We start from the raw sequence: 25168 nt of genomic DNA, 5'->3' as shown, positions 1-25168 counted from the left end.
ATTGGGAATTGGGACTGGGAAACAGAGGGAAAAAGTTAGAGGGTAAATGGATAGTTCTTTCCTTTACTTAGTACTCAGTCCCCAATTCCCTTTCTTTAGCCGACTGGATAGCCAGCAGCAGCTAACGCTTCTTTGATTGCTGTTTCTGATGCTTGAGTTTCTACACTGACAAGCTTGGTTGTGGGATCTGCCTGAATGCTGGCATTAGCATCGACTGCCTGAACTGCTTTAGTGATGGTGCTTGCACAAACAGAACAAGACATATTGGGAACTGTGAGTTGGAGAGTCATAGATTTACGGGATAATAATGAACAACCTAGCCAAACTAGAAATAACTGGAAAGAGAGTCGCCTTGAATTCATCCTAGACTCTCTAGCTGGCTGGAGAGTCTAGAGAATTTTAAAAGTTTTTTGCTAAAGTTCAATTTTCTTGAGAGATGTAGTGCATAAATCGCTAAAGAATACAAAATACTACAAAACACTTGTCTCCTGATGCAAGTGTGTGTTATCAAAGCTATATAACTGTTGTTTTTCCCACAATTCCGGGAAAATGACCCTCCGCAACACTTGAGACGCGGCTGCTGAACCCAAGTCTCTTACTCTCTTCACAACAAAGAGTCTTTTTTAAGGCTCTATTTAGAGTTTTCATGCAGCCAAAAAATTTAAAGCGTCTCCTGCGTGCTTTAGAGCGGCAGGGTTTGGATGTAAGTTACAACAATCGTACTTATTCTGTCCGTTTAGTTAATTCTCCTGATGCACCTGTAGCGGAAGTGCTTCTGCCAGAAGGCTTCCCCGTAGAAGCTAAGGCGCTGAAGCAGTTAGCGAATTTGGCAAGTGTCCGCCACCCATCTGGCGGATGCGTTTGTCGTGCCTGTGCTACGCCTGATTTTCACCCAGGTGATGCGGGTGTTGCCATTGGTTCAATTGTGGAAACCATCGGTCAGGTTATCCCTGGCGCTGTCGGTTCTGACATCAATTGTGGAATGCGCCTGCACGTTGCTGATTTGACAATCGACGAATTCTTAGCAAAGCGCGACCAATTCGTAGAAAAAATGAAGGGGGATTACTTCTTTGGTACGCGTGATGTGACAATGACTGCTGAGGCAATGCGATCGCTATTTCAATATGGAGTTCCTGGTTGGCTGGATGTCATGCTAAATCAGCCTACGGGGAGTGTAGTCAAATCTGATTTGCAACAACTAGCCCAAGAGTGCGAACGCATCTTTTTAGGTGGTTCAATGGATGGTGACTGGAAACTTGCGCCTGAAGAATTGGTTCCCGATGCCGGACTGGTACGCGATGGCGGATTAGCAACCATTGGCGGGGGCAATCATTTTGTAGAAGTGCAGCGAGTTGATAAAGTTGAAAATCGCACCCTTGCCCATGCTTGGGGAGTGCGCGAGGGACAACTGGCTTTTATGATTCATTCTGGTTCCCGAAATGTGGGTAAGTATATTGGGGGAATGTGGCGAGATAAAGCTAAGGCGACTTGGCAAAAAGGTCTGAAGTACCCTGATTCTCAGATTTTTCCTCTCTCTAACCATTCTCACCCCGAATTAGTTGCCAGTTACTTGCAAGCCGAGGCAACTGCTGCTAACTATGGCTTTATGAATCGTCTGCTGTTAGCGGAACTACTACGTCTGCGTTTACGGGAAGTATACAAAGATGTGGAAGCACCTCTAGTTTACGACTTGCCGCACAACATCACCTTACCATTCGGTCAAGGATGGGTAACACGTAAGGGCGCTTGTCCTGCCCATGCAGGGCAACCAGTGATTATTCCTGGTTCAATGGGTGCTGATTCTTATCTACTGGTGGGTAGAGGCAATGCAGCATTTTGTCATTCGGCTTCACATGGGGCGGGAAGACTTCATTCTCGCTTTGACCTAAGCCGCAAAGGTGCATCCCAAAGTGAGGCAGAACTGGGATTAACTGGCGTAGACTGCATAACCTTGCGTGAAGAACGCCGCATTGAAGAAGCACCAGCCGCCTACAAACCGATTCAGTCTGTAATTGATGTGCAAGTGGAGGCAAAAATGGTAGACGTTGTGGCGCGATTCAGTCCGGTGTTGACGTTTAAGGCGTAGCTCTAAATAAAAAGCCCCTGGTGTTAACCAGGGGTATCCATCTTTATTCCCTGATATTAGAATCGCATCTGTGAAGTGATAGCAAATCCGTACTAATGCAATTAATGCATAAAGTCTATGCTATTTTTGCAATAGACCTCTTGCATAAATCAAAAATAAGAAAGAACCCCACCCCGCCAAAGCTACACTTTGTCTCCCCTCCCCGCAAGCGGGGAGGGGTTGGGGGTGGGGTGTTAGGGACTTTTGCAAGAGGTCTAATCATCTGGATAGGATTTATACTAAGTTGCAAATTATACAGTTAAGCATCCTAGATGGAAGATAAAACTTCTATCTAGGATGCTTCACAATAAAAAATTGTTGCTGATACAACAATTACGGACAAAATGGGATATTTACACTAGAGCTATCAGCTAGCAGAAACGGTTAAACTACCGGGTTTCTGAAGATCGCCTTGCAAAACCACACCTCGCTGATTGGCATGGATATGACGCAAAATCTTGTAAATTGCCTCAACTTGCTCTGATGCACCTGCTTTCTGGGCAAGTTCGTCAAGAGAAAGAGGAGTTTTTTCTTTTTGGAGGACTGCTACCACTCGTGTTTGCAAATCGAGAATGGAGGCGGCAGCTTTTTTGCCAGCTTCTACCCCTGGTTGATGGTAGGCGTTGACGTTAACTAAGCTTGCGTATAAACCAACAGCGCGTTCATACAAAGCAATTAATGCCCCTACAGTTCGGGGATTAACTTGGGGAATGGTGACTGTAATCGAATCGCGGTGATTTTCATAAAGTGCTTGTCGGGTTCCTTGGAGAAAACCGGAAAGATAGTCGCCTGATGTAACTCCCGGATCTATTTCAGTGGATGGGCCCTGACGATCTTCTAATACTTCAACGAAGGTAGCAAAGAAATTTGCTACACCTTCACGCAACTGTTGGACGTAAGCGTGTTGATCTGTTGAGCCTTTGTTGCCATAAACGGCAATGCCTTGATGGACTACTTTACCGTCTAAGTCTTTTTCCTTGCCCAAGGATTCCATCACCAGCTGTTGCAAATAGCGACTGAATAAAAATAAGCTGTCCTTGTAAGGTAGGACAACCATATCTTTTTCGCCCTTTCCATTGCCTGCAAAGTACCAAGACAAAGCAAGTAAGGCGGCTGGGTTATTTTTCACATCTGGGACGCGGGTAGCGTCATCCATCTCTTTGGCACCATCTAGGATGGCGCGAACATCAATGCCCTGTAATGCGGCTGGTACTAGCCCCACAGCAGACATTTCTGAGGTGCGTCCTCCTACCCAATCATACATGGGAAATCTGGCTAACCAGCCTTCATCTTTGGCTAGTTTATCGAGATTGCTATCAACGCTGGTAATTGCTACTGCATATTGAGCAAATTCCAAATTATGTCCGGCGTAAGCTTTTTTAACTTCAATCATGCCGTTGCGGGGTTCCGGCGTTCCCCCAGATTTGGAGATCACCAATACCAAAGTGCTGGCGAGGCTATTTCGGAGATGATTGATAACGCGATCGATACCTGCCGGATCGTTGTTATCGATAAAGTGAATCTTCAGGGGTGGGAAATCAGGAGCAAGGGCTTCTGCGACGAATTGGGGGCCGAGGGCGGAACCACCAATGCCAATAGAGATAATATCCGTGAAGCGGCTTGCTCTGGGAGGATGAATAGCACCTGTTTGGACTTTTTCCGCAAAGGCTTCGATTTCTTCTAGGGTTTGGACAATTTCTTGTGTAAGTTCTGGAGTTGGCGCTAAATCAGGATTTCGCAGCCAGTAGTGTCCAACCATGCGATTCTCGTCAGGATTTGCGATCGCACCCTTCTCCAGTTCAGCCATATCCGCAAACGCCTTGTCAAACTTCGGCTGCAACGATTCCACAAAGGCATCATCGAACCGCATTCGACTTATGTCTAAGTACAGTCCCAATCCCTCGTGGAAATATAACCAGTTTTGGTATCGTTGCCAAAGTGCCCTAGCATCCATAGGGAAATCTCAAATAAAGTGTTTTTCAAAAACCAGTTTAATGTAAGGTTATAGCGATCCCTGCCTAGCCTTATACAGTTTACAGTTTTCAGTGTTCCCTTAACTCTTCACTTTAAACATCTGGCATAGGGATGACACGTAAAAATTTCACAATTTCACCTCTGATTTCTATACCAATCAGATAATTATCTAGCCGGAAGCGGTGAAAGATGCCTTCACCATCAAGCTGTCGTAGTTCTTTTAGATCGCTCAACTGCCACTTTTGGGCTAACTCAACAAAGACAAAATCATGCACCCGCTCGTAAGCAGCAGGTTCTAAATTTTTCAGGTCTAGCAAAAAAGACCTTGCATAGCGCATTTCTAGACTCACTAGGCGTTACCTTAACCAAAACTTGAGGGGCCACTGGCACAAGAAAAGAAAGCGCTGCTGAATCAGAAAAACATCAACAGTCGTACCGCTTCTTCATGGGTTAATATATCCCACGGTTGCTGCGATCGCTTAACTTGTTGTATCGCTTTGAGCATATAAAAGTCACAATGTAAAGCTTCGAGAACGTTCCAAATGTCTTGCAAGTCTTCATCGGCTAACTGCTCGATTAAGTGATGCATTCTCAGTCGCAGCAAATTCATACGTTAATTTTTACCTACAACTCAACACCAACAATAAATAGTATTCCCACAAAATTAGCAAAGGTTAACGGCAATATAGCACTATGCTCAAGCTACGCTAAAATTTATTCGCCAAGCACTGGAGGCTACGGTGTACATCTCTACACACGATGTAAAACATCTTGCGATCCTCCTAAATCCCCCTTGAAAAGGGGAACTTTGAGATTTCTTACCCCCCTTTTTTAAGGGGGGTTGGGGAGATCAAAACCTCTGGGGCAACTCTAAAAGACTTATACACCATAGGTATTAACTCCCAACTCCTAACTCCTAAACATGGTTGACTATCTCATTTTCTTAGCAATTTCTACAGCACTTTTTGCTCTCTTTGCACTAGGACTAAATTTACAATGGGGCTTTACGGGGTTAATTAACTTTGGTCATATTGCTTTCATGACCCTGGGAGCATATACAACGGTATTGTTAAGCTTAAAGGGCGTACCCCTACTGATATCGGCAGTAGCCGGGGCAATTGTCGCCGCTCTGTTGGGTTTGATAATTGGTTTTGCAACTCTCCGCTTACGCGAAGATTATCTAGGAATTGTCACTATTGGTACGGGTGAATTAATTCGTTTGGTAGTAAATAATCAAGATTTACCTGTGGGTGATACCTGGATTTCTGGAGCGTTTGGTGTGCAAAGTTATCCCATACCCCTATCTACAGAGCCGAATTTGTTTGTCAGATTAGTGATGATTGGATTGTTAACGCTACTAGCGGCTGTAACCTTCTTTACATTGTGGCAATGGATTCGTACCACCCAAATATCTCGGACTACTGATTTAGGCAAAAGGACAAGTAGCAAGCAAGAATTTGCGTCGCGCTTGGGTGTGGGAATTGTCTTAGCAGTTTTGGCAGCAGCAATCTATATTTCTGGGGTAATTGGACTGTATAATTACAATCCAAAAGCGGGTTTGATGCTGGTGTTGCTGTTGGTTTTAGCTTTTGTATACTGGCGCTTAGAAATTTTGGTGCGATCGCCTTGGGGTAGAATTCTCAAAGCCATCCGTGAAGATGAAGAAATTCCGAAGGCGCTGGGAAAAAATGTCTTTTGGTATAAATTACAATCATTAATGTTAGGTGGTGCGATCGCAGGTATGGCTGGTGCTTTCTTTGCTTGGCAACTGTCCGCCATTTACCCCGATAACTTTCAACCCCAGATTACCTTTGATACTTGGATCATGGTAATTCTAGGTGGTTCTGGGAATAATGTTGGCACAATCTTAGGCGCGGTAATTTTCTTTGCTTACGATGCGCTGACGCGAGAAGTCTTACCCAGAATCGTCCCCCTTGATGAAGCCCGTTTGGGTGCATTTCGGATCATGGTAATCGGACTAATTTTAATGATCCTGATGATTTGGCGACCTCAAGGTATTCTAGGGAAAAAGGAGGAACTTACCCTTGGTAAATAACCAGTCATCGCCACTTCCCCTTTTGGTAGCCACTGGACTTTCTAAAAGCTTTGGTGGTATCAAAGCTGTTAATGAGGCACAAATCGAAGTTGCTAAAGGCAGCATTACGGGCTTGATTGGCCCCAATGGTGCTGGTAAAACTACTTTCTTTAATTTACTCTCGAACTTTATTCGCCCAGATAAAGGACGAGTGATTTTTGACGGTGAACCGATTCACAACTTGCAACCATATCAAATCGCCCAGCAGGGAGTAATCCGCACCTTTCAGGTTGCGCGGACTCTCTCGCGGTTGTCGGTGTTAGAAAATATGCTGCTGGCGGCGCAAAAACAAACGGGTGAAAATTTTTGGCAGGTGCAGTTACAGCCGCACGTTGTGGCTAAGGAAGAAAAGCAACTGCAAGAGCGAGCAATGTACCTATTAGAATCAGTGGGCTTGGCAAAAAAAGCACACGATTACGCTGGTTGCTTGTCTGGTGGACAACGCAAGCTGTTAGAAATGGGACGGGCGCTGATGACTAATCCCAAGTTAATTTTGTTGGATGAACCAGCCGCCGGGGTGAATCCGAAACTGATTGATGATATTTGCGATCGCATTATCACTTGGAACCGCCAAGATGGGATGACCTTTTTGATTATCGAACATAATATGGATGTTGTTATGTCCTTGTGCGATCGCGTTTGGGTACTTGCGGAGGGGCAGAATTTGGCTGACGGTACACCCGCAGAGATTCAAAGCAATCCCAAAGTTTTAGAAGCGTATTTGGGAAAATAGATCAGAGATGAAATTGGAGTGGAAAAAAATCTATGTCGATGATGACAGTCAAAGATTTAGAACAAGTTCAAACCGTTTTTACCGATTGGGAATTGCCCATTACTGAATTGTGGTCTCCTATCTTTACCGAGGAAGAAACACAAATTTAGTGAAGCAGTTTGGTAGCTACTCGCTAAATAATCTCAAGTTAATTTTGAATAAACCCCATTCTCTCGCTGCATTAACTGGGAAGCAATCAACTCTCGTCGCAGTGTAGCGCAGTCAGGATGGTAGCGTTTGAGAATGTCATTTACTAGGCGTTCAGGATAGTTAACTCCTACCTCAAACTGGTTTGCTAACCACTTGAGAATAACTAAACGCTTTTTGCGACTAGCAGGAATTTCTTTGAGGCGTTGAGTGTCACCCTCGAAATAATTTTTCAATACTTTGCTTTCCCAAGCCTCAGTATCCACATCCTCAATTAAGGATGCTATTTTCTCAGGTGTAAAAATGTCCTTGCTAATGCTTTGCAAAGCCTCGCTATCCAATTGATATAGACGGCTATTGCCTTCGGGGCGCATTGTCACCAAATTTAGCTCTTTAAGTTTCGCTAAATGATGAGATACCGTCGGTTCCTTGAGTTGCAGTAGCGCCGCCAATTCTTCGACGCTGCACTCCTGATTCGCCAGGATACCTACAATCTTCAATCGGCTATCATCCGCTAATGCCTTGAAAAAGCGCAGTAATATGTCAAATTGCTCTGGTTGCATAACTAACTTCCAATTAGATACTCATCTAATTAGAAGTATATCTAATTTCAAACCGATTGGTTCAGAACCCCAACTTCTCACCAAAAGTCAGGGTTGTTGCTTAATTTAACTAAACTGTTCCTCTGCATCGAGGTTGAACAGCATTTGCAGAGTTTGCATACAGCGCCGTCTAGCTTCAACATCTTGCTGCGATCGCAATTGCACCATCGGGTCGTGTAAAATTTTATTGACAATTCCCCGTGTTAATGCTTCAATCACCTCTTGATGTTTTTCAGCGAATTCCGAACCCAATCTCGATAAAGCTTTTTCTAACTCTTGTTCGCGGATGGTTTCGACTTTATTTCGCAGACAGCTAATGGTGGTAACAGTTTCTAAACTGCGCCACCAAATATCAAAGGCTTCCACTTCTTCTTCTAAAAGTTTCTCGGCTTCTTGTGCAATCTTGCGACGGCTTTCGTAGTTTTGGGCTACTACAGCCTTCAAATCATCGACATTAAACGCTTGCACGTTTTCCAACTCATTTACATCCGCATGAACATTACGCGGCACAGAAATATCAAATAACATTAAAGAGCGCTGAACTTCTAAAACCATTTCTAATTTGGCACGGTCAAGTATTGGCTCTGTTGCCGAAGTACTTGTGAATACCAAATCACTATCGGCAATCACTGCCATCATTTCTGATAGTGGATGAATTTGGATCGGTTGTTGGGGGAACTGCTTTGCTAATTCTAGGGCGCGATCGCGAGAGCGATTTACAATACTAATTTCCACAGCACCTTTAGAAATTAGATGTTGCACCAGCAGCCGTGACATTTTACCAGCGCCTAAAATTACCACTCGGCAAGCTGCCAAATTTGCCACTTTAATCTGCGCTAACTCTACAGCGGCCGAACTGATAGAGACAGCCCCAGTACCAATACTAGTTTCAGTGCGAACCCGCTTTCCAGCTGTCAACGCTTGTTTAAATAATCGATTCAAAATGGTTTTTATACCACTATATTGCTGTCCCAGTTTGTGAGTAGTTTTCACCTGAGCCAGAATTTGACCTTCTCCGAGTACCAGACTATCTAAACCACCTGCTACCCGCATAACGTGCATCACGGCATCATCATGCAGCAGCATAAATAAGTGTTGTCGTAGAGAAATCACGGGTAATTTACTATATTCCGCAAGAAACTGCGTTATTTCCCGAATACCTTGGTCTGCTTCACTGGTGACAATATAAATTTCTAGGCGGTTACAAGTGCTGAGAATTGCAACTTCATCAATATGAGGATAGCTGGCCAGTTGAGCGATCGCACTTTCAATTTGTGGTTCTGGAATGCTCAGTTTTTCCCGGACTTCTACTGGGGCTGTTTTATGACTTAACCCCACCACTGCTATATTCATTTGCTAAATCGTAGTTACTAATTGGTAGTTGGCAATCGGGCATTGAGTGAGAATAGGGAATGGGGAGTTATTATTTATTGGTTGATAGTTTTTTCAACCAACCAACAAACAATAACTAATCACTAAATACTAACTACTAACTAGTGTAAGGATGAAGCATTTGGATGAACATTTTTGTGTTTTATCAAAATATTTTTCCCAAATGTTTTACACCTACTTTTACCATTCCCCATTCCCTAAAAATTAGTTCAGTTGGAGAGTCTTGGGTTCACCAAACATGTGAATTGTATCAACAAATCGAGCCGTTTTTGACTGGTTAGAAATTACCAAGCTTTGAGTTCTGGCTCCGCCGTGGAAGAAACGTACACCATTCATCAGATTACCACTGGTAATACCGCAAGCAGCGAACAGAACAGTTTGACCAGATGCCAGTTCATGAGCATCATAGACCTTGTCGGGGTCATTGATATTCATAGACTTTAAGCGATCGATGTTGGCTTCTCTGCTTTCTCCAATCAGACCAGTTTTTACGACTGCTGGATCGTAAATCAGTTGACCTTGGAAGTGTCCACCTAAAGCACGCATTGCTGCTGCTGAGATTACACCTTCAGGAGCCGCACCAATACCCATCAGAGCGTGGATATTAGTTCCAGCAAAACCGCAGCTGACGGCTGCACCCACATCACCATCGGAAATTAGGGCGACTCTTGCTCCAGCCTCACGGATTTCTTTAATTAAATCGTTGTGACGTTCGCGCTTCATGACCACGATCACGAGTTCTTCAATAGAGCGCTCTAGACACTCAGAGAGAATCTTGAGGTTTTCTGTTGCTGACTTGTTGATGTCTACCTTGCCCTTTGCTGCGGGAGGTGCTGCTAACTTCTTCATGTAAAAGTCAGGAGCAGCAAATAATCCACCCTTTTCAGAAATTGCCAAGACAGCCATCGAACCAGGTTGTCCATAAGCTACCAAGTTCGTACCTTCACAGGGGTCAACAGCAATATCAATTTCGATTAATTCATCAGGGTTACACAAACTACTGGCATTTGGTTGGGTACAGATACCAACTTCTTCCCCGATGTATAACATCGGTGCATTGTCGCGTTCGCCTTCCCCAATCACAATGCGACCCCGCATATAGATTTTATTCATCCGCTCCCGCATAGCTTCCACTGCTACTTGGTCAGCAATGTCTTTTTCGCCTTTCCCCATCCATTTCGAGGAAGCGATCGCGGCTTGCTCTACTACTTCAATAATCTCTAACCCAAGTGTATTTTCCACAGAGTCTGCCCTCTCAACTGCTTGAATTTCTGTCGCTTTATCTGGCTATTTCAGTCTTCAAGTCTACCAAAGGGCGGATACACGTGGAAGAAAGTTAAGTTTTACTGCTAACTCGTTAGAAAAGTACCATTTAGCACATCCTGATTTTTGACTCAATATTATTTCAGTATAAAACGTGTTCAAAACTAACAAAGTTAAAAACTAGCATAATTATGGATAGCAATATATATCTAGAATATTACTTTTCTTCAGTATCTATCTTCAGGTATATAGTAGCCGCTCTAATTTGGGCACTGACAGGATATTTGTCTTACTGGAATCATTTAGAGAGTTTCCAAAAGTGGGTTCTAGCACCGATGCGGTAAGCAATGATCTAGGCTAGAGATACAATTAAAATTTTGCTTAAGAAAATATGCTGGACTTTCTTAATCCCCTATTAAATCGTCATCCAGAGCGAGTCAAAGCCAACGTCGAACTTTATACGTGGCAAACTTGTCCTTACTGCATTCGTGCCAAAATGCTCCTGTGGTGGAAAGGTGTAAATTTTATTGAATATAAAATCGACAGCGACGAAGCAGCCAGAGTAAAAATGGCAGAACGTTCTAACGGCCGCCGCACAGTACCACAAATTTTTATCAATAACCAGCACATTGGCGGGTGCGATGACCTCTATCAGCTAGACACACAAAGCCAACTCGATCTCCTTTTAGCCCAAGCCGCTATTTAGAAATCAAATTAACCCTAACGGTTGGCTTGGTGATACTGAATTTAAGAATTTTGAATTATTTAGCCCCAGATTTCTAGTCTGCGGGCTATATGCTTTTTATTTCTTGTAAAATGTGTGTCTTAGCCGCTCAAAAGCTTACAAGACGAACACCCTAGAAAATGTGTTGAATTTTGAAATTTTTATATTGATAAGAATATGCAAACTAAATACACGGAATATCTTATACATCAACAATGGATGAGTTGTGCCTTAAAATTAGCAAAAGCAGCCGGTGATGCAGGTGAAGTTCCTGTCGGTGCTGTTATTATTGATTCAACAGGCAAATTGCTAGCACAAGGAGAAAATAGAAAAGAGCGCGACAAAGACCCTACCGCCCACGCGGAAATTCTCGCTCTCAAGACAGCTGCAACAACTTTACAAAATTGGCATCTTAATGAATGTACTCTCTACGTAACTCTTGAACCTTGTCCGATGTGTGCAGGTGCTATTTTGCAAGCGCGTGTAGGACAACTTGTATATGGAGTAGACGATACAAAAACTGGCGCAATTCGTACAGTTATTAACATACCCGATAGTACTGCTTCTAATCACCATCTCCAGGTCATTGGAGGCATTCTAGAGTCAGCTTGTCGTCAGCAATTACAGGCTTGGTTTGCTACTAGGCGGCGTAGGGTAAACTAACAGACAGAGGTAAAACTGTCCATATAGCACAAGACAAGTCACGCAAGAGAATCTACGGTGTAACTAATCAGGCTTTTTGTTAAATTTTACCCGTCAATCAGCTGCATTCGTCATGATTGAATTTCACTCTTCATCCGATCCCTGCCAGCATACACCAGCAAATTATCCGGTGGCTGTTACTACCTCAAAGGTTTCTCCTTGGTTAAGTCCTCTGGCATATTTATTAGGCCGTCACTGCCTATTACCATTATTCTTTGGACAAATTAGAATAACCGGACAAAAAAATATCCCTACAACTGGGCCTGTGATCCTCGCACCTACTCATCGGGCGCGTTGGGATGCATTGCTCGTACCCTACGCTACTGCTAATTGTCGGAGAGAACAAGACCTGCGGTTTATGGTGACTATTGACGAATGCCAAGGTTTGCAAGGCTGGTTTGTCAAACGTTTGGGGGGATTTCCTGTAAATTCTAAGCATCCGTCAATTCGTACACTTCGACATGGAGTTGAGCTACTTCAGCAGAAAAAAACTGTGGTTATTTTTCCAGAAGGTAATATTTTTCGTGATGGGCAAGTTCACCAGTTGAAACCGGGAATTGCTCGTCTTGCTTTAAGTGCTGAATCTAGTCATTCTGGGTTGGGAGTGAAAATTATACCTATAGGCATTAATTACAGCCAACCTTATCCAAGTTGGGGTACAGATGTGAGTATTGACATTGGCTCTCCAATCAGGGTAAACGATTATATGAGTGGCTGTATAAAAGAAGATGCCAAAAGCATCACAAATGATTTAGGAAAAGCACTGCAACAATTAAGCCATCAAGAAACAAAAATTACTAATCACGCATTTGCAGAAATTACTAATTCTTGATCTCATCAAACTGCAAGAGTCCCAAGACTGGCCTTAATCATTGACCGTGCATGATGAAGAAACTACACGTTTTTAAGGTTTGACACTAATTGCTAACTGCTATATCCATCTTGAATAAGTCACCAAAAACTTAGTGCTATTTTACAACCGTTGGGAATGTATACATATATAGATTACCCCCTATTGACAGGAGAACCAGCCAAATTGGCATTTTTTTGAGCAAATAGCTAACAATTATCTGCAAACTACTGAATTGGTTGAGAAGAAATATTCTTACTTACTTCAGTTAGATAGTTACAAGCCGATTGCTAGTAAACCAATGAGAAAGCACAATCAGAAAAATTAATGCGTCAGCCTAGTATATCCTAGCGATCGCTCATCATGAGGATTTAAGTTAGTTACTATACAAGGGTAATGGGAACTCTACTAAAGCGATTTTCAGTCCTAAATCAGAGATACTTAGGATGTGTCTTTACTTTGTCCAAGACCAAAACAGAGTTAAGATACCCGAAGTTTCCATAACTTATATAGTTGTCGCACTAATTGATCCCATGAACACTGCTGCCGCTGTTACCTTGATGCACCGTACCCTTTTATCAGTCATAGCAGTCCTCAGTCTGCTATCACCTGTGAATGCTCAGGTATCACAGTCACCAGGCACTACCAGCCAACCACAACCCATTGACCCCAACGATCCCAATAACCTGCGTCCTATAACCCAAAGTAACAGCCTTTTGAGCATTGAAGGTGGCGATCGCTTAGTAAAAGAGGCAGAGCAAGCCGTTTCTGCTCAAAACTATCCTTTAGCTGCTAAAAAACTACAAGAAGCACGTCAGGTTTATAATCAGTTATCTAATTTTTATCAAGAGTTAAATTCTAGTTTTTCGGGAATTGACAATAGAGTTTCTGATTCTCAGCGCCAAAAAGCTCTCTTAACAGCCCAAAAGCGAGATGAAGCCACCTTTCAGCTAGCATTGGTACATCGCGCCCAAAATCAGCCAGAATTAGCTGTGCCGTTGTTGGTTCAAATAATTAAAAGTCAAAACCCGACACGGGATTTAGGCAAAAAAGCCTATAAACAGCTGTTTGAGTTGGGTTTTGTTGATTCTCCCTATCCCAGAGAAGGTGGTAGTTCGTCTTCCTCATCCCCAAAAAAATAAATTAAATTGGGGTTGCCTGTTTTTCTGAACTCCCACATCTTTCAAATCCTTCTCAAGGAGAGCAGCACCTTGGAACGCCCCAGTGCTAGGATGAAATTATCTGCCATTCAATCCAGCCTTCTCAAAAATCCACCTCAGAGGCATATTTATCCCTAGCCCTGCCAAACACGTGAAGTTGGAACAGGCATTTGCCTTATATCTGTTAATAATAGAAAAGTAAGTTTTTTCAGGAATAGCGATGATTAGTCCGCAGCAGGTTGAGGCAATGATCAAGGCGGAACTGCCAGACGCTCAAGTTCAGGTGCAAGACTTGACTGGTGGCGGTGACCACTATCAAGTAACAGTAGTTTCATCGCACTTTGCAGGTAAGGGACTAGTGCAACAGCACCAGTTAGTTTATGGTGCGCTGGGGCAAGCTATGTCAACTGAAGCGATTCATGCTTTGGCAGTAAAAACATATACTCCCGAAGCTTGGCAAGCAACACCAGCTTCGTAAACATAGAGTTAGGAATTAGGAGTGATTGATTTTTAGCTCCTCACTCGTCATCATCGAATGCAACATAGGAAACACAATTACCATGACACCAGAACTCAAAGAAAAAATTGATAACTTGTTAGAACAGAACAAGATTTTAGTTTTCATGAAGGGAAACAAGTTAATGCCCCAATGTGGTTTCTCCAACAACGTTGTGCAGATTCTCAATACCTTGGGCATTCCTTTCGAGACGGTTGACGTTCTATCAGACTCTGAAATTCGTCAAGGAATTAAAGAATACTCTAACTGGCCGACAATTCCCCAAGTCTATATCAATGGTGAATTTCTTGGCGGTTCTGACATTTTGATTGAACTGTACCAAAAAGGTGAATTGCAGCAAAAGGTAGAAGTAGCACTAGCTTCCTAATCTCTCTTTACGCAATCAAGGCAATATGCCCTTTTAATTTCCTTGAAAGGGGAGAGAAATAATGTCTCCTCTTTCAAGGTTTTTTAATAGGCTGCTGACAAAAATACTTTATTTATGTTGGCTTAATTTAATACCTAATCAACAATCCCCTCAGTCACATTGGCAAAACCAATATAGGCTGAGGGGATGCGTTTAATCAATACAATATCTCCAAAATCTCACACCACGGCAAAATGTTGACCAATACAGATAATATGCTATAATTATCTGCGGTAATTAACGGTTACTATCAATGACCAAGTAAATAGTACTTAGTAGTAATCGGGTTGGGGCTGTGGTTGCGGCACTGCAAAATTTGATCCATCGTACAAGAAGCGGCTGGCCTCCTCTTCTAGACGATGAATCAGATAAGGTTCAATGACGTTACTTTGTCGCAATGCGGCTAGATATCCATCCAAATACATCCGCATGTCATCCGTGCGATAACCGCGATTCCATAACTCGGCGAAGGCGTCGGTGAGTCTTTGGTAATAGCGGATGGTTTGTGTGTCTTGGAGCATAACTGCTGTATTAATCTCTTGGAATGAGAATTGTAAATGATTCACGCTCAAAAGTGAAGTGTAATTTCACTTTGACATCAACTCAAAGTCAACACATCTACTTTGGGTAGTACCCTCATAGCAGCTACACGCTACTTTAATCCTATTCCAGAAAACATTGATTCTGGTTTCCTGGTAAATTATTTTTCTGATTTTCATAGTCCATAGCCCAATTGTATTGGTGTTATGTTCTTGGATATAGGCACTAATTTTTGCGAAAAAATCTACTCCCATCAGGTTAAAAAGCTGTTGCATTAACTCTTAGCTGATTGAATTTTAGATATTTGCCACATTACACCATGTAAAAGCAGAATGTTAAGCTGAAAGAATTTTTCATAAGTATAACAACACTGCTGAAAAATTTAATAAAAATTTAATAATATTTCTAATTGCCTTCCGGCAAGGCATAAATTAAAGATATTGCTACGCTTCTTATGAGGAAATGTAAAGCTAATAGCGATTGAAGTAACAAAGGCTACAAAACCTTAGTGACGGGCTTGTTACTTTGAAAGTCATCAGACGCTAAGGGGTCTTGCCGCTGTGGGTTCGGTTTGTATAGAAATCATTGAGGGGAATCCCCATCTGAGGTCGTTGTTGGGTTGGCACTTGCAACAGCTAGAATACCGCGTGCATCAAGCTGCCAGTATTTATCAAGCAAGGGAAGTATTTTTAAGCCATCAACCAACACTGGTAGTATTGGATGCAGACTTGCCTGATGGCGATGGCATTGAATTTTGTCGTTGGTTGCATCGTCAGGAGCAGCCTCTAATCTTAATGCTATCTGCCCGCAATAGTGAAGGTGATATTGTGGCAGGTTTAAAGGCGGGTGCAGATGATTATTTGAGCAAACCTTTTGGGATGCAAGAGTTTTTAGCACGGGTAGAGGCGCTGATTCGTCGGAAACGCACACCTACTGCACCAGCTTATTTGGATTATGGCACTTTGCAAATCGATTTAGTTCAGCGCCGTGTCCGCTTTCAAGGGGAGTTTATCGATTTAACGCCTCAAGAATTCAGTTTGTTGTATGTTTTGGCACAAGCTGGAGGAGTACCTCTGAGTAGGTCGGAATTGCTGCGTCGTGCTTGGCCTGATGCTATCGATAACCCTCGTACCATTGATACTCACGTTTTATCGCTGCGGAAAAAGGTGGAACTTGACCCTCGTCAACCGAACTTGATTCAAACTATCCGCAATGTAGGATACCGTTTTAACATGGAAATTTTGAATACCAATATTTCACAATCACAAACAACAAAGTTAGCTAGAGAAAGATTTAATAATCAACGTTCGACACTTAGTAGTAGTCAGGTTTGATTGGGAATTGGGCATTAGGAAGGTAAGATAAAGACTTTTTACTTCTGTCTCCCAACTTGTTCAAAATCCAAAATCGTCTTGAGTTTCTGCTTTAATTAGGCTTTCTCGTAATTGAATCCAGTCGATTTCAGAGACTGTTTGATTTGCGGATAAATGTCCTTGTTGTAGGTGTAATAACCTAGTGCAAAACATCTGGGCAAGTTCCAGTTGGTGATTTACCATCAGAATCGTGGTTTGATGAGTTTGACTCAACTGGGTTAAGACTTGCATTAGATGAGAAGCTGTACCAGCATCAAGGGCAGAGGTTGGCTCGTCTAATAATAATATTTTAGGCTGGATGAGTAAGGCACGAGCGATCGCTACTAGTTGTCGTTGTCCAGCAGAAAGTTGTACCTCAGTTCGCCCTAACCATTCATTAGGAATGTGCAGTTGTTCTGTCCAATAACTGATTCGTTCCTGAATTGTCTGTTTGGGTAAACCACGCAAAACTAAAGGATAAGCCAACGCTTGTTGAACTGTCATCCCCAACAGCTTTGATTCTTGCAATACAAGTACAAGCATCTGGCGTAGTTGGATGACAGGAATTTGGCGATATTCTTGATTTTCTAGATAGATTTTGCCACTTGTGGGTTCAATTAGGCGGTTGAGGAGACGTAATAACGAAGTTTTCCCTGCGCCTACTGGCCCTAGAATGGCAATGCGATCGCTTTGAAATACCTCTAAGGAAATATCCTGTAATATAGGGTATCCCTGCTGATTCCCTGGAAGTTGGGTTTTCAGCTTTGTAAACAGATTAACTTGCTCTAGCCGAAGTGTTGCTTTATTCAAGGGGAGTGAGGAGATAGGGGAGAAATAACCAGTGCCCAATGTTACGTTAATTGTGCGGTAGTTAAGGCTGTTGCGATCGCCCAGCCATCGACCAATAGTAGCAGCAGTGTGAATACTAGTAAAATCAGGTACATCCACGGCTGGGCTAAAGGGCGAACATCTGTAGTATCAATACCCGTCTTTGCTTGGACAATTTGCACGAAACGGGCAAATCCAGATACACGCATAGGTAGTAAATAAGCTTTCCCATCCTGGCTGAGGAAGTAATAAACTAACCCTCCTTGACCAGTGGTGCGCGGTTTTAACTCTTTCACATCTGACCAAGGTAAAAACCAGCCTTTACGGAAAAAGCGAGGAACCCAGGCGGGGTAAGTAACCTGAATTCCCTGGTCATCTACTATTACTTGTTCAGTCAATACTGCATACAAGGCAACTACGCCGATGCCAATCCCTATCCACAATAATATTGGAGGTACGGGTGCGGCTGTTACCTGTGATAAAAAGGGTAATGGAACTGTGAGTGCTATGTATAGACTCAGCAACGTTATCCGAATCAAAGGAGACAGACGAAAAACAGAAGTTGAAATATTGGCTGAGTTTACAGTCACGGCTCAATTACAATGCTTTTCTTCATTGTAAGGTAGGTCTATGTCTTAGCTGGACTCTTCAATTCGTAATTCTTTAGGGTAAATACTTTTGCACTACAATCCAACCAGTAAGCGACACCCAGGCAAATCCCACAAATAGAATAATATTTACGCCGATGTGTAAGGGTCTAGCCCAAGGTCGTCTGGCACTAATTTGCGTGGCACTGAAAGCAGACAGTAAAACTAATGCTACAACTATCAATCCAGATGCCAAGTGTGACGAGTGACCTAAAGAACCAAAGTGTCCTAAAGTGCCAACAATGCCGATCGCTAGCAATAGTAGCACTAAACTTACCATGCTGATGCCCATTAAATAGTGGAGCGATCGCACCCCTTGATTTCCGCCCATAAATGACGTAACAAAAGGAAATTGCTGCGAAGTTCTCGCCCTAAACATCGAAATGCCGGTGATTGCTAACATCAGATATGCCAGCAGGGACAACCCCATCGACCAGGCGGCTATTTTCCACAACCAAAGAAATGAAGGCAGATTCATAAGAATGATTGTAGATGAGAGTGGGGACTGGGGATTGGGAAAACACCGTTACCCAATGACCAATGACTAATAAATAAAAAAGGGCTGCCGAATTTAGCAACCCTGAAATTGAGTCAAATTGTTTTTTTTAATTAACGGCTGCTAAAGAGCGACTTGTAAGGGTTTTATACTATCTCCAGTGTTTGTATTAATTTGCTGCACCAATGATTTGGTATTAATAGGGTCTTTGCCAAATGATGAGTCTGTATCAAACTCATCAGTACTAGGTTCGTCGAGCATCAAGCGATCGCAGGGAATTTTATCTGATAAAATCGCACTTGCCATCATCCCTGTATGAATCTCCAATTGACCTTTTCGTGGAGCTTCAAAAACTAAACGTTGTCCAGGGAAAACAACCCTTTCAAAGTACCAGTTAGGAATATTGCAGATGCGAGCTACCTGTATTTTGCTCGTGGCATTAATGTAGCAGCAGAGAATTTTTCCTGATTGTTCAGGTGGTAGAGGATCTAATATTTGAGCCATAACTGCTGAGGAGCTTTACGCCACAATTTTACATTACACTAGCCAAGCCTAACACCCACCGATCCCCAGTTGCTGTAACTGTGAATACCAACTGAGTCTTTGGAGATTATTTCTTCCTAAAGATATATTTTTAGTTATAAAAACTTTGTAATTATTTGTGGCTTTTTCGGAATTATACACTATGCACAAAAGTTTTTGATATTTTTTCCTCATATCAAAGCTTGAATTCCCTTAAGACAGATAAGACGACGATCCCCTTGCTTTTCGCCTAGCGAAGAAGTGAGTTTTGCCGTTTCATCTATTCCAGAATTAATAGGTTGGGATCATCGCTTAATGAATAAAGTCAATGTTATGGTAAAGCTATATGAAAAATATCTTCATAAAGCCTATCTATAAGATTCTATGTATTTTTTATGCATAGCAATTTTATCATTTTCTGCAATTGCTAATATTAATTTTTCAATACCAGCAATCAGATGAAATGTCAAGTGCGATCGCGATAATAAAAACAAAATTAAACAAGCACAGACTTTAAAACTCGATATTTTTCTCGCTTTCTCCAAAGATTGGCAAGATGGAAGTCAAAACACAGATGATGGAAAATCGAATTCTTTACGTTCGCCTTCCTTGTAACCCCATCTTTCCTATTGGGGTTGTCTACCTGAGCGATCATGTCCACAAGCAGTTTCCTAATATTGAACAGCGCATCTTTGATTTAGGAACAGTGCCACCTTTAGATTACAATTCTGCTCTGGATCGCTGTATCGATGAATTTAAACCGACACTCCTAGTATTTTCTTGGCGGGATATTCAAATTTATGCCCCAGTTGGCGGGCGTGGTGGCAACCCACTGCAAAACGCCTTTGAATTTTACTACGCTAAGAATCCTCTATTAAAACTACGTGGCGGATTTGGCGGCTTACGAATCTTCATCGCTTACTATGTTGAGTTATGGCGAAATCAGGGCTTAATCAAACGCGGTTTAAAGCGTGCCCAAAAATATAATTCTAATGCCCGTGTAGTTGTAGGTGGCGGTGCAGTCAGCGTATTTTACGAACAATTGGGTAAAAGTTTACCTAATGGGACAATTATTTCTGTGGGTGAAGGCGAAACCCTGCTGGAAAAACTTTTAGGTGGTAAAGATTTTCGAGATGAACGCTGTTACGTTGCAGGAGAAACTCAACCACGGGAACGGCTAATTCACGAACAACCCACCCCAATAGAAAAGACAGCTTGTAACTACGACTATATCGAAAGCATCTGGCCGGAATTTAACTTTTACCTGCAAGAAGAAGACTTTTATATAGGTGTACAAACTAAGCGTGGTTGTCCTCATAACTGCTGCTATTGCGTCTATACGGTTGTCGAAGGCAAACAAGTACGCATCAACCCAGCAGATGAAGTAGTTGCCGAGATGCGCCAATTATACGATCGCGGCATTCGCAATTTCTGGTTTACAGATGCCCAATTCATCCCCGCCCGAAAATTTATCGACGATGCCATAGAACTATTGCAAAAAATCGTCGATTCTGGTATGACAGATATCCACTGGGCAGCATATATCAGAGCCGACAATTTGACACCCGAATTGTGCGACTTGATGGCAAAAACGGGGATGAACTATTTTGAGATTGGGATTACCAGTGGTTCTCAAGAACTCGTGCGGAAAATGCGGATGGGGTATAACCTGCGAACCGTCTTGCAAAACTGCCGTGACTTAAAAGCAGCTGGTTTCAACGATTTAGTTTCCGTCAACTACTCCTTTAACGTCATTGACGAACGTCCCGAAACCATCCGCCAAACCATCGCCTACCACCGCGAACTAGAAAGGATTTTCGGTGCTGATAAAGTTGAACCTGCTATCTTCTTTATTGGACTACAACCCCATACCCATTTGGAAGAATATGCTTTTAAAGAAGGCATCCTCAAACCAGGATACGATCCGATGAGTTTGATGCCGTGGACAGCCAAAAAACTTCTTTGGAATCCCGAACCCCTTGGTTCATTCTTCGGCGAAGTCTGCTTACAAGCTTGGCAACAAAATCCCAACGATTTCGGGCGCGAAGTCATGAACATCTTGGAGGAAAAGCTGGGTTGTGCCGACTTAGAAGCAGCACTTTCCGCACCAATAGAGACGAAAGAAAAACAGTTAGCGGGTATATCCTAAAAAACTGAATTTCTCTCCCTCTCTTTCTCTGTGTCGCGCCAGTTGCTTTAAGTCGGGAAACCCGCCCAACACACTGGCTTTTCTGTGCCTCTGCGGTTATTTTTACCAAATCCCATGTTAGAAGGTTCAATCTTACAACAGCTAGAAACAGCCCATCGCCATACCACCAGGCCAATTCGATTCGGTGTTTACTACAAAAATACCCTAGTTGCCCTGTGCCACGCTCTAGAAGACCATATCTTAGCCGATGACGGTACACCCCTCGTTATCACAGCCTTTCAACAGGGGAAATGGTATCTACAAGAAGCTGAACGATATGCAGACATCGCCCAGCGCAGCTGCCAAATTGCCATCATGGCCGCCTCTGAGTCGGGCTTTGCTGAACATCCTACCAGCCAGCTACCCAATGTAGACTTAGTAGGATTAGATTCAGGCGATCCAGTGGCGCAGGAGTGGCACTTAATTATTTTATCGCCCAACTACACAGCAATGGTAATTTGTCAAGAATTATCGGAAGCTGATTATGGTAGCGCTGGAGTGCCGACATCAGACTTAGAGCGGAAATTCTATGGCTTATGGACATTTGAGCCAGAGTTAGTGCAAGACACAGCAGAAATAGCGATCGCTCACATCAAAAAATACAACCCAGAACTGGCAAAAAAACTCACAGCCGATAAAGAGCAAATTGTACCGTCAATGACCAGATCGGAAAATTTAGGTGCAGTTGTCTCACGTGTAGTAGATTACCTCCAGACTGGGCAAGATAATTTATCCATCCCCACAGCGTCTCACCAACAAACCCTAGATCGCAACTTGGTTTCCAACGAAATCCAAGCCTTTTTGCGAATGGCGCAACTGATGGATATGGCAGATGTCAACAATCCAATGGCGGCTGCGGAGGTGGTAGTACTTGCGGAAGCGATCGGCCAGCTTTTGGATCTTCCCGCATGGCAGATTAAAAGATTGCGCTTGGCGGCTTTGTTACATCGCATAGATCCATTACAAAAAGCTGAAAGCGTTCTCACTGGTGGTATATCCACACGCTACCAAGAAGATGCCCCCAGTTCTCCCTTAACTTGTCCCTTAGTACCAGGGGCGCAAGTATTGCGAACCATGCCACGACTACGAGCAGTTGCCCAAATTATTACTCACCAAAGCGAGTGGTGGAATGGCACAGGGGAACCAGCAGGTTTAGCTGGTGATGAAATTCCCCTAGAGTCGAGAATTTTGGCATTATTGGCAGATTTTCAGTGGCGACTCAATGAGCGAAAATCGTCAAATCAAAGCCGGGAGCAGATATTTACTCAAGCTTTAGATGAGTGCAAACAGCAACAATCTACCCGCTTTGACCCTAAACTTGTAGATACCCTAGCTTTATTAGTTATGGGTTTACAACAGGGACTCGACTTACCTTTGATGACACCCAAATTCAGCGCCGGCATCTGGATACTTGATTCCCAATGGGATAGCCACAGCAAGATCAGTGAAGAGATTGGTAGTTACTTTACATGAATATTGAAGCCATTAAATTAGGAAAACTCAAACAACTTCCAGGGGCAAATTTAGAAGACGAGGAACTCTCCCGACTCGATTTAAGCCGAATTAATCTTGCTGGCGCTACCCTTGTTGGCACTAATTTCACTGGTTCTAAACTCGAAGGTGGACATTTGGAGGGAGCGAATTTGATGGGTGCGAACCTCCAAGAAACTGACTTGCGTGCGAACTTGATGGGAGCAAATCTGATGCAGGCAGATTTAACGGGTGCTGACTTGCGGGGTAGCAATTTGCGTGGTGCTAACTTGATGGGAGCAAGACTCAGTGATGTGTCATTGGTGGGTGCTTTTTTAAGTGGTGCCAATTTGATGAATGTGAACTTACAAGGCGTTGATTTGCGCGGTGCTGACTTGCGCGGTGCAAACCTGACAGGGGCAAATCTCAAAGGTGCAGATTTGAGTCGCGCCGATTTGCAAGGGGCATTATTGAGTGAAGCAAACCTTGAAGAAGCTGACTTGCGAGGGGCGAATTTGGCAGGGGCGAATTTGACGGGAGCGAATTTACTCTGTGCAGAGTTAGAAGGTGCAAATTTGAGCGGCGTTAATTTGAATAAAGCGTGTTTGGTGGGTACAGTTGTGGAGGCGCACAAATCAAGTTAGCTCGTCGTATATATGAAGCGATCGCTCCGATTGTACCAAAAAGGCTAATATCCTTAGCTATTGTTAAAATTTTCGCAGATGAAGCAGGTAGAAATTTGTGAGCGACGAAAGCCAATCAAATAACCCAGATGAAGAGGAGTTTGACCCGGTAACAGATCCAAGGGATTGGTCAGCAGCAGAAACAGAGTTAGCCTGTTTTGCGCTTGCGAGAAGGAAGGGGAAACGGTTGGTTAAAATCATCAACACCAAAAAACCACCTATGCCGATTATTTGTATTTTTGAGGACTACCCAGAATGACAACCGTCGCTGAACAAGTTTCAATCACCACAATCATTCCCATCTTGACCGCTATCGGAAATCGGCAATGGGAACATTTCAAAGAACTGGAGGCAGATTTTGTATCCCAGTATGGAGTAGAGATATGGCAAGAGGTTTTTAATTTCCGTATCAAGCCAGCACTGGATAAAGATTCTGACAGATGGCTACTGATTCAGTGGTGTGGTGAGGGAATTATATCAGTCAAAAATGTGGCGTAGGTGCGATCGCAAATAGTTCTAATATTCTTTGCGATCGCTGCTGTTTAATGGTGTTAGATTGCGTCATCATTTTTATTCTTAAATAATTCAGTTTCTAAATATACTTTTTTGGCTTCAGGAGGGCAATCTACTAAACCATTTGTATAGTATGGTCGATAATTTAAGGGTGCATATCCTGGCCCAGTACTTTTACATACGATACTTACCACTTTTATTTCTTTAGTATCAATAATAGGAACGGCAAAAACACCACCAACATAAGAACTCAAATCTATGCCCCAATTTCCATCACATGCTTCCTGTCTTGCATAAATATAAATACCGTTTACAGTTGATGTACCATTAATTTCAGGAATAGTTTTACTGTAGTAACCATAACATTTTTCAGTTCTGAAAAAAGATGAATTTGATTTTAATGGTTTATCAAGTGGTTTCAGGAAAGTTTTATGGGTTGAAAAGTAGTTTTTTTGAGTCTGAATCATAGATATAATATTATCTTCTGCAATTTTTTCATATTGTGGTTCATCACCTGGTGAATATATCTCAGCACATCCAGCGACAAGCAAGTTAATTAATATAATATTAGAAAATAATAAATTCTTAAAAAGGAGAAAGCCTTTTAAATTCCATTTGCTCATTTAGAGAATTAAATCCATTAAGAAACTGTGTAAACTCGTTATAAGAAGCTCCACGCCAAATAGTATGAGAATTGTAAATAACCTTCTGTAAATTAAGACTTCCTAGAGAAGCACTACTCAAGTTAGCTCCTTTGAATGAAGCCTCATAGGTAACATTACAGTAATCATCACCAATTTCTGATATACCCATTTTCCCTTTGTCGCCAACATCATCTCGCCATCTTAGTTCCGCTTTAGTTAAATCAGCCCCTTCTAGATTGGCTCCGTCTAATTTCGCATTAGTCAGTTCAGCTTCTCTTAAATCTGCTCCAGCTAAATCAGCATTTGTTAAATCTGCACCACCTAAATCACACTTGGGACATTTTTTAGTTGTGAGCAACTGCTTCACATGAGCGGGATTTGAAGTTTTTTTAGCCTGACAATCTTTACAACCAGAAAGAAAAGTAAGTAATAAAGCTGATACGATTAATATTTTGATTTTCTAGGACTTACGCATTGACAGAAAAGCGAAAATAACAGGTATAGTTTTCAACGCTTCTGGCTAGGTTTTTCAATCATATTTTGGCGATCGCTAGCA

29 protein-coding genes are annotated in these 25168 nt (G+C 42.6%); 15 read left to right on the top strand and 14 right to left on the bottom strand.

Annotation, left to right across the window (positions count from 1 at the left end; all coding sequences use genetic code 11):
* Window positions 1-95 precede the first annotated feature (95 nt).
* Window positions 96-290 (bottom strand): heavy-metal-associated domain-containing protein, encoded by a 195-nt coding sequence (locus tag V7K55_RS26475; RefSeq protein ID WP_334836177.1) that lies wholly within the window; start codon window positions 288-290, stop codon window positions 96-98.
* A 356-nt stretch (window positions 291-646) separates the two neighbouring features.
* Between V7K55_RS26475 and V7K55_RS26470 the strand changes: the two genes are divergently transcribed.
* Window positions 647-2086 (top strand): RtcB family protein, encoded by a 1440-nt coding sequence (locus V7K55_RS26470; protein WP_334836175.1) that lies wholly within the window; start codon window positions 647-649, stop codon window positions 2084-2086.
* A gap of 406 nt (window positions 2087-2492) precedes the next feature.
* Here the strand turns inward: V7K55_RS26470 and V7K55_RS26465 are convergent, their stop codons facing one another.
* From V7K55_RS26465 to V7K55_RS26455, 3 genes are all read right to left on the bottom strand, one after another.
* Window positions 2493-4079, bottom strand: a complete 1587-nt coding sequence (locus V7K55_RS26465; protein WP_334836173.1) for a glucose-6-phosphate isomerase — start codon at window positions 4077-4079, stop codon at window positions 2493-2495.
* Window positions 4080-4191: 112 nt separating this feature from the next.
* Window positions 4192-4449, bottom strand: a complete 258-nt coding sequence (locus V7K55_RS26460) for a cytotoxic translational repressor of toxin-antitoxin stability system (protein ID WP_334836170.1) — start codon at window positions 4447-4449, stop codon at window positions 4192-4194.
* A gap of 62 nt (window positions 4450-4511) precedes the next feature.
* A complete protein-coding gene (locus V7K55_RS26455; protein WP_094332765.1) occupies window positions 4512-4709 on the bottom strand; it encodes a hypothetical protein in 198 nt (65 codons plus the stop codon).
* A 312-nt stretch (window positions 4710-5021) separates the two neighbouring features.
* Between V7K55_RS26455 and V7K55_RS26450 the strand changes: the two genes are divergently transcribed.
* Together V7K55_RS26450 and V7K55_RS26445 are read left to right on the top strand one after the other, a co-directional pair.
* Window positions 5022-6155 (top strand): branched-chain amino acid ABC transporter permease, encoded by a 1134-nt coding sequence (locus tag V7K55_RS26450; protein WP_334836167.1) that lies wholly within the window; start codon window positions 5022-5024, stop codon window positions 6153-6155.
* Window positions 6145-6927 carry an ABC transporter ATP-binding protein gene (locus V7K55_RS26445; RefSeq protein ID WP_334836165.1) on the top strand — a complete coding sequence of 261 codons (783 nt, stop codon included), beginning with the start codon at window positions 6145-6147 and terminating at the stop codon, window positions 6925-6927. The genes V7K55_RS26450 and V7K55_RS26445 overlap by 11 nt, the downstream gene beginning before the upstream one ends.
* A 182-nt stretch (window positions 6928-7109) precedes the next feature.
* On the opposite strand, the gene V7K55_RS26440 is transcribed toward V7K55_RS26445, so the two are convergent.
* The 3 genes from V7K55_RS26440 to glpX form a co-directional block, all read right to left on the bottom strand.
* Window positions 7110-7676, bottom strand: coding sequence for a DUF2087 domain-containing protein (locus V7K55_RS26440; protein WP_334836163.1), 567 nt, complete (start codon window positions 7674-7676; stop codon window positions 7110-7112).
* A 105-nt stretch (window positions 7677-7781) separates the two neighbouring features.
* The gene (locus V7K55_RS26435) at window positions 7782-9068 is read right to left on the bottom strand and encodes a glutamyl-tRNA reductase (protein WP_334836161.1); all 1287 of its coding nucleotides are present in this window, start codon (window positions 9066-9068) and stop codon (window positions 7782-7784) included.
* A gap of 243 nt (window positions 9069-9311) precedes the next feature.
* Window positions 9312-10349, bottom strand: a complete 1038-nt coding sequence (gene glpX / locus V7K55_RS26430) for a class II fructose-bisphosphatase (RefSeq protein WP_334836159.1) — start codon at window positions 10347-10349, stop codon at window positions 9312-9314.
* Window positions 10350-10761: 412 nt separating this feature from the next.
* Here glpX and grxC point away from each other — a divergent pair, with 412 nt between their 5' ends.
* The 6 genes from grxC (at window position 10762) to grxD (ending at window position 14690) form a co-directional block, all read left to right on the top strand.
* Window positions 10762-11076 (top strand): glutaredoxin 3, encoded by a 315-nt coding sequence (gene grxC / locus V7K55_RS26425; RefSeq protein WP_334836157.1) that lies wholly within the window; start codon window positions 10762-10764, stop codon window positions 11074-11076.
* Window positions 11077-11271: 195 nt separating this feature from the next.
* Complete coding sequence (gene tadA, locus V7K55_RS26420) at window positions 11272-11757, top strand: tRNA adenosine(34) deaminase TadA (RefSeq protein WP_334836155.1); 486 nt, start codon at window positions 11272-11274, stop codon at window positions 11755-11757.
* Window positions 11758-11869: 112 nt separating this feature from the next.
* Window positions 11870-12628, top strand: a complete 759-nt coding sequence (locus V7K55_RS26415; RefSeq protein ID WP_334836153.1) for a lysophospholipid acyltransferase family protein — start codon at window positions 11870-11872, stop codon at window positions 12626-12628.
* A 551-nt stretch (window positions 12629-13179) separates the two neighbouring features.
* The gene (locus V7K55_RS26410) at window positions 13180-13788 is read left to right on the top strand and encodes a hypothetical protein (protein WP_334836151.1); all 609 of its coding nucleotides are present in this window, start codon (window positions 13180-13182) and stop codon (window positions 13786-13788) included.
* Window positions 13789-14026: 238 nt separating this feature from the next.
* Entirely contained in the window at window positions 14027-14284 is a 258-nt protein-coding gene (locus tag V7K55_RS26405) for a BolA family protein (protein ID WP_094332828.1), read from the top strand.
* A gap of 82 nt (window positions 14285-14366) precedes the next feature.
* Window positions 14367-14690, top strand: coding sequence for a Grx4 family monothiol glutaredoxin (gene grxD / locus V7K55_RS26400; protein ID WP_334836148.1), 324 nt, complete (start codon window positions 14367-14369; stop codon window positions 14688-14690).
* Between the two features lie 311 nt (window positions 14691-15001).
* Here the strand turns inward: grxD and V7K55_RS26395 are convergent, their stop codons facing one another.
* Window positions 15002-15250, bottom strand: a complete 249-nt coding sequence (locus V7K55_RS26395; protein WP_094332830.1) for a DUF6761 family protein — start codon at window positions 15248-15250, stop codon at window positions 15002-15004.
* A gap of 579 nt (window positions 15251-15829) precedes the next feature.
* On the opposite strand from V7K55_RS26395, the gene V7K55_RS26390 reads away from it, so the two are divergent.
* The gene (locus V7K55_RS26390) at window positions 15830-16603 is read left to right on the top strand and encodes a response regulator transcription factor (RefSeq protein ID WP_094346140.1); all 774 of its coding nucleotides are present in this window, start codon (window positions 15830-15832) and stop codon (window positions 16601-16603) included.
* Window positions 16604-16663: 60 nt separating this feature from the next.
* Here the strand turns inward: V7K55_RS26390 and V7K55_RS26385 are convergent, their stop codons facing one another.
* The 4 genes from V7K55_RS26385 to V7K55_RS26370 all read right to left on the bottom strand — a co-directional run bounded on the left by V7K55_RS26385 (window position 16664) and on the right by V7K55_RS26370 (window position 19096).
* A complete protein-coding gene (locus tag V7K55_RS26385) occupies window positions 16664-17431 on the bottom strand; it encodes an ABC transporter ATP-binding protein (protein ID WP_442949119.1) in 768 nt (255 codons plus the stop codon).
* A 41-nt stretch (window positions 17432-17472) separates the two neighbouring features.
* Window positions 17473-18039, bottom strand: a complete 567-nt coding sequence (locus tag V7K55_RS26380) for a hypothetical protein (protein ID WP_334836146.1) — start codon at window positions 18037-18039, stop codon at window positions 17473-17475.
* 73 nt (window positions 18040-18112) lie between these two features.
* On the bottom strand, window positions 18113-18574 hold the full coding sequence (locus tag V7K55_RS26375; protein ID WP_334836144.1) for a DUF4079 domain-containing protein: 462 nt from the start codon (window positions 18572-18574) through the stop codon (window positions 18113-18115).
* Between the two features lie 141 nt (window positions 18575-18715).
* The gene (locus tag V7K55_RS26370) at window positions 18716-19096 is read right to left on the bottom strand and encodes a DUF1830 domain-containing protein (RefSeq protein ID WP_334836142.1); all 381 of its coding nucleotides are present in this window, start codon (window positions 19094-19096) and stop codon (window positions 18716-18718) included.
* Window positions 19097-19670: 574 nt separating this feature from the next.
* Between V7K55_RS26370 and V7K55_RS26365 the strand changes: the two genes are divergently transcribed.
* From V7K55_RS26365 to V7K55_RS26345, 5 genes are all read left to right on the top strand, one after another.
* Window positions 19671-21263 (top strand): photosystem II high light acclimation radical SAM protein, encoded by a 1593-nt coding sequence (locus V7K55_RS26365; RefSeq protein ID WP_334836140.1) that lies wholly within the window; start codon window positions 19671-19673, stop codon window positions 21261-21263.
* 114 nt (window positions 21264-21377) lie between these two features.
* Window positions 21378-22775 (top strand): DICT sensory domain-containing protein, encoded by a 1398-nt coding sequence (locus V7K55_RS26360; RefSeq protein WP_334836218.1) that lies wholly within the window; start codon window positions 21378-21380, stop codon window positions 22773-22775.
* Window positions 22772-23416, top strand: coding sequence for a pentapeptide repeat-containing protein (locus V7K55_RS26355; RefSeq protein WP_334836138.1), 645 nt, complete (start codon window positions 22772-22774; stop codon window positions 23414-23416). The genes V7K55_RS26360 and V7K55_RS26355 overlap by 4 nt, the downstream gene beginning before the upstream one ends.
* 97 nt (window positions 23417-23513) lie before the next feature.
* Window positions 23514-23714: a hypothetical protein gene (locus V7K55_RS26350; protein ID WP_334836136.1), complete on the top strand. Its 201-nt coding sequence runs from the start codon at window positions 23514-23516 to the stop codon at window positions 23712-23714.
* Window positions 23711-23953 carry a hypothetical protein gene (locus V7K55_RS26345; RefSeq protein WP_334836135.1) on the top strand — a complete coding sequence of 81 codons (243 nt, stop codon included), beginning with the start codon at window positions 23711-23713 and terminating at the stop codon, window positions 23951-23953. Before V7K55_RS26350 ends, V7K55_RS26345 begins: the two co-directional genes overlap by 4 nt.
* 53 nt (window positions 23954-24006) lie before the next feature.
* On the opposite strand, the gene V7K55_RS26340 is transcribed toward V7K55_RS26345, so the two are convergent.
* A complete protein-coding gene (locus tag V7K55_RS26340) occupies window positions 24007-24591 on the bottom strand; it encodes a type IV pilin-like G/H family protein (RefSeq protein WP_334836133.1) in 585 nt (194 codons plus the stop codon).
* Window positions 24554-24970, bottom strand: coding sequence for a pentapeptide repeat-containing protein (locus V7K55_RS26335; protein ID WP_334836131.1), 417 nt, complete (start codon window positions 24968-24970; stop codon window positions 24554-24556). The genes V7K55_RS26340 and V7K55_RS26335 overlap by 38 nt, the downstream gene beginning before the upstream one ends.
* Window positions 24971-25168: the final 198 nt, after the last annotated feature.

This window comes from Nostoc sp. (genome assembly GCF_036919895.1).
Taxonomy (GTDB): Bacteria; Cyanobacteriota; Cyanobacteriia; order Cyanobacteriales; family Nostocaceae; genus Nostoc.
This window is presented reverse-complemented; position numbering and strand designations above follow the sequence as displayed.